The following is a 10,908-nucleotide window of genomic DNA, read 5'->3' on the forward strand; positions in this document are numbered from 1 at the left end:
TCGCGAAACGGGATAGGGATACGTTTATTGCAATTTTTTTTCTTTTTTGAATTAAGCAACAGAACTCATTACTACTATGAATAAGTGGTGTTTTGAAACGCGGTTCTATCACCTTCTGAACATTTTGTTGCTGTCTTTGTTATTATCCATTCATGACCCTCTCAAACGATTCATCAAATACTTCAAAACAAGCCATTAAGGAACAGGAAGGCCGGTTCCGCGCATTGGTTACTGCCACATCTGACATCGTTTACGTAATGAGTCCCGATTGGACAATCATGCAACAATTGGATGGCCGCGGTTTTTTGTCGGACACTTCTGAGCCGATCACGAACTGGCTGGATAAATACATTTATCCAGCGGATCGGCCAATAGTAAATGCTGCCATTACGGAAGCGATAAAGGCAAAAAAAATATTTCAGTTAGAGCATCGTGTAATGCGCGCTGATGGCACACCGGGCTGGACACTGTCGCGGGCTGTACCTATCATGAACGAACATGGTGAAATCACCGAATGGTTCGGTGCAGCAAGTGACATTACTGAGCAGCGGCGAACCCAGGAGGCTCTGCGCCAAAGCACAGAGCAGGCCGAACAGCAAAAACGATTATACGAAACAATCACTGATAGCACACCGGACCTCATCTATGTATTCGATTTAAATTACCGGTTTACGTATGCTAATAAATCGCTTTTGGCGATGTGGGGAAAAACCTGGGATACAGCTATTGGTAAGGGATTGCGGGAAAATGGTTATGAAGAGTGGCACGCGCAGATGCATGAACGCGAGATAGACCAAGTGCGTACAACGAAAAGCCCGATACGCGGGGAGGTATCTTTTCCGCATGCTAAGCTTGGCCGGCGCATTTATGACTACATCTTCACCCCGGTGTTGAATGAGCAGGGCGATGTGGAGGCGGTTGCCGGTACAACACGTGATATTACCGAAATACGGATTGCAGAAAAGGCCATCTCTGAAAGTGAGCAGCGGTTCCGGACATTGGCAGAGGGTACAGATATTCTCATCGCCGTTGGAGACGAAAACGGGGCAGCCAGTTATTTCAATTCGGCCTGGGTAAATGCCACCGGCCGCTCAGTGTCGGAACTGGTTAAATCGGGATGGACGGACTTGATCCATCCTGATGATAAGAAGCAGGCACTGGCAAGTTTCCGGGCAGCACTTCAAAAGACCAATTCATTTGGCTGGGAGTTCCGCATGGCCGACCCATCGGGGCAGTATCGCTGGTGGATGCTCAAAGGGGTCCCCCGTTTCCATAACGACGGAACTTTTGCGGGCTACATCAGTTCGTGTGTTGATATAGACGCTAGAAAAACCACGGAGCGCAAATTGTACGAGCTGAACGATGAGTTGGCAGCAATGAATGAGGAAATATCATCTACGAATGAGGAATTAAGGGCAACCAATGAAGAATTGGCTGAGAGTGAGCGTAAGCTACAGCAGCTGTTGGATGAGCTGCGATTGGGTTATGAACACGGCGCCAAGCTGGTGGCGATAGTCGAGTCATCAGACGATGCGATCATTGGCAAAAATTTGGAAGGAATTGTGACCAGCTGGAACCGGGGAGCTGAACAGGTCTTTGGGTATACTGAAGCAGAGATGATCGGAAAATCGATCCTGACGGTAATCCCTGAAGACCGGCAGCACGAGGAGCCTATGATCCTTGGGCGACTTCGTAATGGTGAGAAGATCGATCATTATGAGACTATTCGACAAAGGGCAGACGGCAGCCTCATTAATGTGTCGCTGACTATCTCTCCGATAAAAGATAAAGAAGGCCGCGTGATCGGGGTTTCTAAAATCGCCAGGGATATTACAGAACAGAAGCGCAATGAGCAGCGCAAAAATGACTTTATAGCCATGGCCAGTCATGAGCTTAAAACGCCGCTTACCTCTTTAACAGCTTTGATACAGATGGTGCAACAAAAACTCAGAGATAGTGCTGAGCCTTTCGTGTCACAGGCGTTGGCGAGAGCTAACATGCAAGCAAAGCGAATGACCAGCCTTATCAATGGTTTTCTCAACGTTTCGAGGTTGGAATCGGGTAAACTGGATATTAAAAAGCAAACATTTGATCTTTCCGAATTGGTTGCGAGCGAAGTGGAAGAAGTGCGGCTGACGGCTTCAAATTATGTTTTTACATTGGTAGCCGACGAGGCGTTAACCGTGTTGGCTGACAAGGAAAAGATCGCTTCTGTAATCACCAATCTTCTCACAAATGCGGTAAAGTATTCGTTGAAAAATAAAATCATTACGGTGCGGTGCGTTGCTCACAATGGGGAAGCCCTTGTAAGTGTTGAGGATAAAGGGGTTGGCATAAAGGCGACCGATCTGCCACGTGTATTTGACCGTTATTATCGGGCAGAAGGCGAACACATGAAACAAGTGTCGGGGTTCGGTGTAGGTTTATATCTGAGTGCAGAGGTTATCAGGCATCACGGCGGTCAAATCTGGGCAGAAAGCGAGGCCGATCAGGGCTCAACCTTTTACTTTACATTGCCTTTGCAAGATAAGTAGTAAGTGGATGTTTGGATTTCCCTCATTTATTGCTGAATCAATTAATTTTCTGACTAAATTCTTATTTTAAATCAGGAACAAACCTCTTTACTACCATTTCCAAAATCATTCAAATCAAACGGTTTTGCGATATAGGCATCGGCACATGCGTACTGAGAAAGTTCACTTAATGCGTTCATTGCAGACACCAAAACTACAGGGATATGACTGGTCGATGGATCGGCTTTTAAGTTCCTGCAATAATTAATACCATAGCTTTACCTGCTTATTCTGTAAAAGAATGTCATCCGATAAAACATGCTGTAAATCAATTTACTACATTATTTCCTGTGAGTCATTTTTCGGAAAAAAACTCAATGAATTACTCACTACTTTTTTTCCAACTACGCACATATTTTGAGTAATTTCTGAAATGAAAAAGCAGGTCTATTTTATAAAAAACTGATTACCAATGAATTATAAACAATGCTAGTTTCAGGTTCGAGTGAAATGAGGGCGTAAAAACACCAAACTAAAAACCCTGTAAATCAACGATCTACAGGGTTAAAAACTCTTCGGCGGTGAGGGAGGGATTCGAACCCTCGGTACAGTTTCCCGTACGTCAGTTTAGCAAACTGATCCTTTCGGCCTCTCAGGCACCTCACCTTTTAAACAAGAAATCCCCGTTTTTGGGACTGCAAATATAGCGATTCGTCTAAATCGGCAAAAAATATTTTCGGTAATAGTTGAATAAGTTGATTGAGTTGGATTAAGTTGACTGAGTTATAATAACTTGTGTTAATCAAAATAAATTAATTTGCTGATTAATAGTTTAACTTAATCAACCAATCAATTCAATCAACTACTTAACTAACACACTAATAATCCATACGAACGTGGTAAATACTGCCCAGCATCCGCTTGAAGATAGTCTTGATAGTCTCAATATCTTTTAAGGTGATATTACTGTCTTTCAGCTGATCCTGGTTCAGTTTATATTTTACAATACGGTCAACCAGGTCGCTGATCGATTTTTCGTCTGGTTCACGCAAGGAACGTGAGGCGGCTTCAACCGAATCGGCCAGCATCAAAACACCGGTTTCTTTTGAATAGGGAATTGGTCCCGGGTAGCGGAAAATATTTTCATTAACGAACTTTTCAGGGAAGTTTTTCAAAAACGACTGGTAAAAATAGTCGACCCGCGTATTACCGTGGTGCGTGCGGATGAAGTCAATGACAATTTCTGGCAGGTTGGCTTTTCGTGCCATCTCAATTCCCTTACTTACGTGGCGAATGATGATCTGCGCACTCTCTTCGTAAGATAATTTATCATGCGGATTAAAACCCGGGCTCTGGTTCTCAATAAAGTACAATGGGTTTTCGATCTTGCCAATATCATGATATAATGCTCCTGCCCTAACCAGCAATGCGTTACCGCCTATAGAGAAAATCGCGTTCTCAGCCAGGTTGGCTACTTGTAGCGAATGCTGGAATGTTCCCGGAGCTGTGAAAGCAAGCTCGCGTAATAACGGTGCATTCGTATTGGTCAGTTCGATCAGTGTAATATCGGATGTAATAGCGAATACCTTTTCAAAGGCGTAAATTAATGGATAAGCTAACAATGTAAGTAAAACGCTCACAACAAATGGTACAAAATCTGTCCAGTCGATGGTGCTGAAACTACCTTCGCGAATAAATGATATGCCCAAAAATGCCAGGAAATAGCCAAAAGTGATGATCACTGCCGAAATCAGGAATTGCTCGCGGCGTATCAGGTTTTTGATGCTATAGATCGATACCATACCTGCTGTGATCTCGAAATAGGCAAACTCGAAGCTGTTGGGCACAAAGAAACCTGCTACCAGAATTACCAGGATATGTATATTGAGTGCCAAACGTGTATCAAACAATATCCTGATGATGATAGGTACAATACAATAAGGGATGTAATACAGGTTAGGTAATTGCAGCCTTATAGCCAAGGACAGAGAAGCAAGCATCGCTGTAACAACCAATAAGATCAGGCATACCAAACGGTTATCTTCATAAATATCACGGCGGAACAAATATAGGAACACTACCAGCAAACAAATAACGATCGACACCAACAGAAATTGGCCCAATAGTACCAAGCGGCGATCCCCATTCACACGTGCATTATCCTCAAACGCTTTTTTAAATGATTCCAGCTTTTGATAGATAACATCATTGATCACCGATCCTTTGCCTACAATCACCTCCCCCTTTTGCACCATACCGCGCGTCTGAGAAAGTCCTTCGAGGGCTTCTTTTTCAAGTCGTGCAGTAAGTTTATCATCATATTTGAGGTTGTTTTGTAAGCGATCCTGTATCAGATCGAGTAAAAAAGTTTTATCAATATCCTTACGCCTGCTCAATTGCTGATCACAATAAGCCAGAGCTTTTTCTTTGGTGTACAGGTCGGCAGTATTTTTATCTGTAGCAACGTTTTTGTTCAGTATCGTTATCGGGTAATTCTGTTGAGTTTGCTGATATTTCGGGTTCAGGCTTAAAATTCCTTTATCATATATCTCTTTCAGGATATCTCCGCCAAGGTTTAAATAAGTTTGCTTCTTTTTATCATTAATACCCGAATCATGCCATTTTATTTCGAGGTCATTTTTGAAGCCGTCTAGTTGCGCCTGTTCCAGATCGCCATCATATTGGTAAATCGGGGTTATGCTGTGTAATGCTGCACGCTGGTCATTCTCAATTTCCTGCTGTGTTTTAAGGATGGCAAAATTATAAGGAGAAATCAGGTCCTTTTGTGTCCAGATGCGGCCTCGGTCATATTCATACCTGAATTTGGCCTGCTTTGGGAGGGTAAAAACAATAAGGCAAATACTGGCGGCCATCATCAAATACTTTACATTATCCGAGTATTTGCGCAGGAACGCCTTCTGGCGGGTATTCGATAGTTTAGCCATTGAATGAATTAACCGTTCAAAAATACGTTTTTTGGTTGATTGGTTGGTAATGGTTGAAGTAGTTGTAGAAGTTGTATTGGTTGTAATAGTTGATTGAATTGATCGAACAACTTAACTTTAATCAACCACTTAACTCAATCAACTACTTAACCACCCAACCAAAACATTATGCATGCATAGCATTTCCTTCAGGTAAAAAGCCTAACTTTGCGTCCACCAATTCAGGAACAATCTATGAAAGAAGTATATATCATATCGGCTACCCGTACCGCTATTGGCAGTTTTGGCGGTGCTTTATCGGCATTATCAGCTACTCAGCTTGGCGCAACAGTTATTAAATCGGCAGTTGAAAAAGCAGGCTTAAAACCAGATCAAATACAGGAAGTTTACATGGGTAACGTAATGTCGGCCAACATTGGCCAGGCACCTGCTACTCAAGCAACCATATTTGCCGGACTCCCTTATTTACCTGCTACAACCGTGAACAAAGTATGCGCATCAGGCATGAAGGCCATTATGCTGGCTGCGCAAAGTATACAATTGGGTCAGAATGATATTGTGGTTGCAGGTGGTATGGAAAGTATGAGCAATGTACCCTACTATCTCGACAAAGCGCGTAATGGCTACCGTTTAGGGAATGGTCAGATAATCGATGGCTTGGTAAAAGACGGCCTTTGGGATGTATACAATGATTATCATATGGGCTCGGCAGCGGAGTTATGTGCTGAAGAATGCAAAATAAGCCGTGAAGACCAGGATGCTTTTGCTATCGAATCGTACAAAAGGGCACAAAAAGCACAGGCCGAGGGTAAATTTAAGGATGAGATCACCCCTGTCGAAGTAAAAGATAAAAAAGGTGAGGTTACTTTATTTGCAATTGATGAAGAACCTGCAACTGTAAAGTTTGATAAAATACCTACCCTTAAACCTGTTTTCAAAAAAGAGGGTACCGTAACCGCAGCCAATGCATCAACCTTAAATGATGGTGCAGCAGCCGTAGTATTGATGAGTAAAGAGAAAGCTGATGAATTAGGCATCAAACCTTTAGCACGAATTATCTCTTATGCGGATGCGCAACAAGCTCCTGAATGGTTTACTACCGCGCCATCTAAAGCTATTCCATTAGCATTGCATCGGGCAGGCCTATCTTCTGATCAGATAGATTATTTCGAGATCAATGAGGCTTTCTCCGTTGTGTCCATAGCCAATAACCAGAAATTAAAACTTGATCCTGCTAAAGTGAATGTAAATGGCGGCGCAGTTTCAATTGGTCACCCGCTGGGTGCCTCGGGTGCGCGAATTATTGTAACTTTATTGCACGTATTGCAACAAAACGGCGGTAAATTTGGTGCAGCCGGAATTTGTAACGGCGGCGGTGGCGCCAGTGCAATGGTTATAGAAAATTTGCGTTAATAAAAATAATGAAGAAAATACTGATAGTTTGTTTAATAGCGGCGCTTATGCCGCTATGTGTTTTTGCGCAGCATTCTGACGACAGTGGTAACGTCAAACAATTAATGGCGTTGCAAGATAGACTGAACCAATTGGGTAAGAAGGTGATCAATGATGATACGGAGATGGAGCGCCTGAACTCTAATGCCGAGTTTATACAGACCCTGGTTCAGGCGCTTAAAATCCCCCACTCTTTTAATTTCCCTTTTGATTCTGTAAAAGCAGTGACCATAGTAAATTCACCAGATAGTCGCTACCGTATCATTTCCTGGCATGTGGCTTTTGATGATGGCAGTTATCGTTTTTATGGTACCATACAAATGAACACCGGCGAGAACCTGAAGATGTATCCGCTGACAGATTATTCCCCTTACATTAAAAATGCGGAAGATACTGTAACCAATAACATCCAATGGTTTGGGGCGCAGTACTACAAAATTATCCCGGTGTTTTCAGGACCAAATCCTTACTATGTATTATTAGGATGGAAAGGCAACACGGTAAAAACTACCAAAAAGGTAATCGAGGTGCTTTCATTTAATCATGAAGGCAAACCTGTATTTGGTATGCCTGTATTTATAGGCAATGGTAAAACACGTAAAAGAGTGGTATTTGAGTATGCAAGGCAAACCTCTATGCTATTAAAGTATGATGAAAATCAACACCTTATCGTATTTGATAATTTGGCACCACCTGATAAAAAACAAGTTGGAAAATTTGAATTGTATGGCCCTGATTTAAGTTATAACGGCTATCGTTTTAAAGACGGGCACTGGATATATATGGACAATATCGACATGAGGAATGCTCCAAGCAATCAGGACAATGACTATATCGACCCCAAAAAACAAGCGGAAATTGATCGCTCTACAGCAGCGCCTAATAATTAGTTATGATTGGTTAAAGTGGTTGTAGTAGTTGTAATGGTTGTAGGGGTTAAAAAAACCAATACAACCAATCTCTAAAATCTCTAACCAATACAACCAGCACAACTAATTGTTAATCAACCAAATTTTCACTATCTTCACTGTAATAGTTCCGATATAAAATTTTGATTTGCCGGAATTATACTATTTTAGCCCAATTTTCAATAATTTAACATGACTCAAAATCTGGCAGAAGCTCCTGTAGCTAAAAAATCGAGATTTCCTAAAAGTGTGCCTTTTATTATAGGCAACGAAGCTGCAGAACGCTTCAGTTATTATGGCCTGCGTTCCATACTCGCCACCTTCTTAGTGGCTCAATTTTATAACCCGACAGGTAATGCTGCTTTAACCACCGTAGCCGAAGCAAGGGCAAATGAAAGTACCCACCTGTTTGTAACATTATCCTATTTCATGCCATTAGTCGGTGGTATACTGGCCGACTGGTTCCTGGGTAAATACCGGGTAATATTATGGATATCCATGATATACTGCTTAGGTAACGTGTTTACTTCTTCATTTACAACTAATGTAAGCCTGTTTTCTACCGGATTGGTGTTGATCGCCATCGGTGCCGGCGGTATCAAGTCGTGCGTTTCTGCCAATGTGGGCGACCAGTTCGATAAATCAAATCAGGACTTGTTATCAAAAGTTTATGGCTGGTTCTATTTCAGTATAAATGCTGGCTCAATGGTGTCCACTGTGCTTATACCATGGTTGTATGCACATTATGGTCCGCGTATTGCGTTTGGCATACCAGGGATTTTGATGGCCTTAGCTACAATTATCTTCTACTCAGGCCGCAAAATGTATGTAAAAGTTCCTCCTGCTGGCGTCAACAAAAATAATTTTGTATTCATTTCGGCTTATGCATTAGGCAACATTAGCAGAAAACAGAAAGGGCAATCATGGCTTGATGTCGCAAAAGGCAAATTCGACCCTGAAAAAGTAGAAGGCATTAAAGCTGTATACCGTGTAATGACCGTATTTTTCTTTGCACTGGCATTTTGGATCGTATGGGATCAAAACCTTTCTGAATGGGTGTTGCAGGCCGCTAAAATGGACCGCACCATCAATCTTGGATTCTTTAAATTTGAGATACTCGCAGGACAGGTGCAGACTTTTAACCCCGTTTTCCTGTTGATATTCATTCCGTTGTTCAACTATGTGGTTTATCCCTGGTTTGACAAGATCGGACTTAAAACTACGCCTCTTCGTCGCCTTGGCGTTGGCCTTATATTGACGGCTTTATCATTTGTCATTATTGCAATTGCTCAAACCAGTATTGATAATGGCGGACATCCGACTATCTGGTGGCAGGTATTTGCTTATGTGATCTTATCAGCTGCCGAAGTATTGGTGTCTATTACCGGATTGGAATACGCCTACACCCACTCACCTAAAACAATGAAAAGCACCATGACTGCAGTATGGCTGTTAGTAGTTGCTGCAGGCAATTTGGTGACCGCTATGGTGAACGGCAATATTGCTGATGGCGGCATTTTGGCAAAACATCTGGTTGGTGCAAATTATTACTGGTATTTTGATGTGGCAATGATCATGGCTTTTGTGGTTGTATTCCTTATTGTTTCACCACACATTAAAGAACATAATTATATTGAGAATCCTGAACCAGATGATAAAAACCAGGTAATTGCCGATACTAACAATTTGTAAGATTTGGGAATGATTCCTTGGTCACGATTTTTAAGCAATTAATAATTACCTTTGCCTGCTTATAACTTAACATCCGACTGTGCCTGATAGCATTGTTATTATACCAACCTATAACGAAATAGAAAATATCGAGCGGATCATCCGCAAGGTATTTTCTTTGCCTCACGATTTCCATGTTCTAATCATCGACGATGGTTCGCCCGATGGCACCCCTCTGATCGTCAAACAACTACAAAAAGAATACCCTGAACGCCTGTTTATTGAAGAACGGGCAGGCAAACAAGGCTTAGGCACAGCTTATATTCATGGCTTTAAGTGGTCTATCGCAAATCAGTACGATTTCATCTTCGAGATGGATGCCGATTTTTCACATAATCCCGATGATCTGCTGCGTTTGCGCCAGGCTTGTATCGATGGAGCAGACGCTTCTATTGGTTCACGATATATTAAAGGAGTCAATGTAGTTAACTGGCCGATGAGCCGTGTGTTGATGAGCTATTTCGCATCAGTATATGTTCGGTTCATTACAGGTATCAACATACAGGATTCTACCGCAGGCTTTATGTGCTACAAACGTAAGGTGTTGGAAACAGTACAATTGAATAAGATCAAATTCGTCGGCTACGCTTTCCAGATCGAAATGAAATATACCGCCATCAAGCACGGTTTCAAAGTCGTAGAAGTCCCCATCATCTTTACCGACCGTACAGAAGGCACCTCTAAAATGTCCACTAAAATATTCCGCGAAGCGATATTTGGCGTGATCCAGATGAAGATCAATAGTATTTTCAGGAAGTATCCGGAGGGATAGTGATTAGTTAACCAGTTATCAGTTAATCAGGAATTGCATGCAAAGAACAAGAATCATCCCGATAACTGATTAACTGGTCACTGATTAACCGATAACCGATTAACCGATCACTGATAACTATTCACTAACTTAGCGGCAATGAATGAGCATCTTGATCCGGAACGCGAACGCCTCTCTCCTGCCGAAAGGGATATTGAAAAAGTGTTGCGTCCGCAGGCTTTTGAGGATTTTACCGGTCAGCATAAAATTTTAACCAACTTAAAAGTATTTGTTCAGGCTGCCCGCCAGCGCGGCGAGGCGCTTGACCATGTGCTGCTGCACGGCCCACCGGGATTGGGCAAGACTACCCTTTCGCACATCATCGCAAACGAGATGGGCGTAGGAATAAAAATCACCTCCGGCCCGGTACTGGATAAACCCGGAGACCTTGCCGGCCTGCTCACCAACCTCGAAACAGGCGATATTCTGTTTATTGACGAAATACACCGCCTTAGCCCGCTGGTTGAGGAATACCTGTATTCGGCGATGGAAGATTTCAAGATCGATATCATGCTCGAAAGCGGCCCCAACGCACGTTCGGTACAGAT

7 protein-coding genes and 1 tRNA gene are annotated in these 10,908 nt (G+C 42.5%); 6 read left to right on the plus strand and 2 right to left on the minus strand.

Annotated elements, in window-relative coordinates; translation table 11 throughout:
• Window positions 1-152 precede the first annotated feature (152 nt).
• A complete protein-coding gene (locus VIM89_RS09610) occupies window positions 153-2,534 on the plus strand; it encodes a PAS domain S-box protein (protein WP_488155942.1) in 2,382 nt (793 codons plus the stop codon).
• 558 nt (window positions 2,535-3,092) lie between these two features.
• Here VIM89_RS09610 and VIM89_RS09615 read toward each other — a convergent pair.
• Together VIM89_RS09615 and VIM89_RS09620 are read right to left on the minus strand one after the other, a co-directional pair.
• Window positions 3,093-3,179 (minus strand) — tRNA-Ser (locus VIM89_RS09615).
• Window positions 3,180-3,391: 212 nt separating this feature from the next.
• On the minus strand, window positions 3,392-5,458 hold the full coding sequence (locus VIM89_RS09620) for an HD family phosphohydrolase (RefSeq protein WP_488155943.1): 2,067 nt from the start codon (window positions 5,456-5,458) through the stop codon (window positions 3,392-3,394).
• A 234-nt stretch (window positions 5,459-5,692) separates the two neighbouring features.
• Here VIM89_RS09620 and VIM89_RS09625 point away from each other — a divergent pair, with 234 nt between their 5' ends.
• The 5 genes from VIM89_RS09625 to VIM89_RS09645 form a co-directional block, all read left to right on the plus strand.
• Window positions 5,693-6,871, plus strand: a complete 1,179-nt coding sequence (locus VIM89_RS09625; RefSeq protein ID WP_488155944.1) for an acetyl-CoA C-acyltransferase — start codon at window positions 5,693-5,695, stop codon at window positions 6,869-6,871.
• 8 nt (window positions 6,872-6,879) lie between these two features.
• Window positions 6,880-7,800: a hypothetical protein gene (locus VIM89_RS09630; protein ID WP_488155945.1), complete on the plus strand. Its 921-nt coding sequence runs from the start codon at window positions 6,880-6,882 to the stop codon at window positions 7,798-7,800.
• 210 nt (window positions 7,801-8,010) lie between these two features.
• Window positions 8,011-9,510 (plus strand): POT family MFS transporter, encoded by a 1,500-nt coding sequence (locus tag VIM89_RS09635; protein ID WP_488155946.1) that lies wholly within the window; start codon window positions 8,011-8,013, stop codon window positions 9,508-9,510.
• Between the two features lie 79 nt (window positions 9,511-9,589).
• Window positions 9,590-10,321, plus strand: coding sequence for a polyprenol monophosphomannose synthase (locus VIM89_RS09640; RefSeq protein WP_488155947.1), 732 nt, complete (start codon window positions 9,590-9,592; stop codon window positions 10,319-10,321).
• A gap of 138 nt (window positions 10,322-10,459) precedes the next feature.
• Window positions 10,460-10,908 (plus strand): AAA family ATPase (locus tag VIM89_RS09645; RefSeq protein ID WP_488155948.1); only part of this gene is annotated, 449 nt, incomplete at its 3' end.

The organism is Mucilaginibacter sp., from assembly GCF_036568825.1.
In the GTDB taxonomy this organism is placed as follows: Bacteria; Bacteroidota; Bacteroidia; order Sphingobacteriales; family Sphingobacteriaceae; genus Mucilaginibacter.

Excerpts from the sequence above, each read along its gene's own strand:
- VIM89_RS09610 (WP_488155942.1), top strand. The coding sequence starts at position 153 with ATGACCCTCTCAAACGATTCATCAAATACTTCAAAACAAGCCATTAAG.
- VIM89_RS09620 (WP_488155943.1), bottom strand. The coding sequence starts at position 5,458 with ATGGCTAAACTATCGAATACCCGCCAGAAGGCGTTCCTGCGCAAATAC.
- VIM89_RS09625 (WP_488155944.1), top strand. The coding sequence starts at position 5,693 with ATGAAAGAAGTATATATCATATCGGCTACCCGTACCGCTATTGGCAGT.
- VIM89_RS09630 (WP_488155945.1), top strand. The coding sequence starts at position 6,880 with ATGAAGAAAATACTGATAGTTTGTTTAATAGCGGCGCTTATGCCGCTA.
- VIM89_RS09635 (WP_488155946.1), top strand. The coding sequence starts at position 8,011 with ATGACTCAAAATCTGGCAGAAGCTCCTGTAGCTAAAAAATCGAGATTT.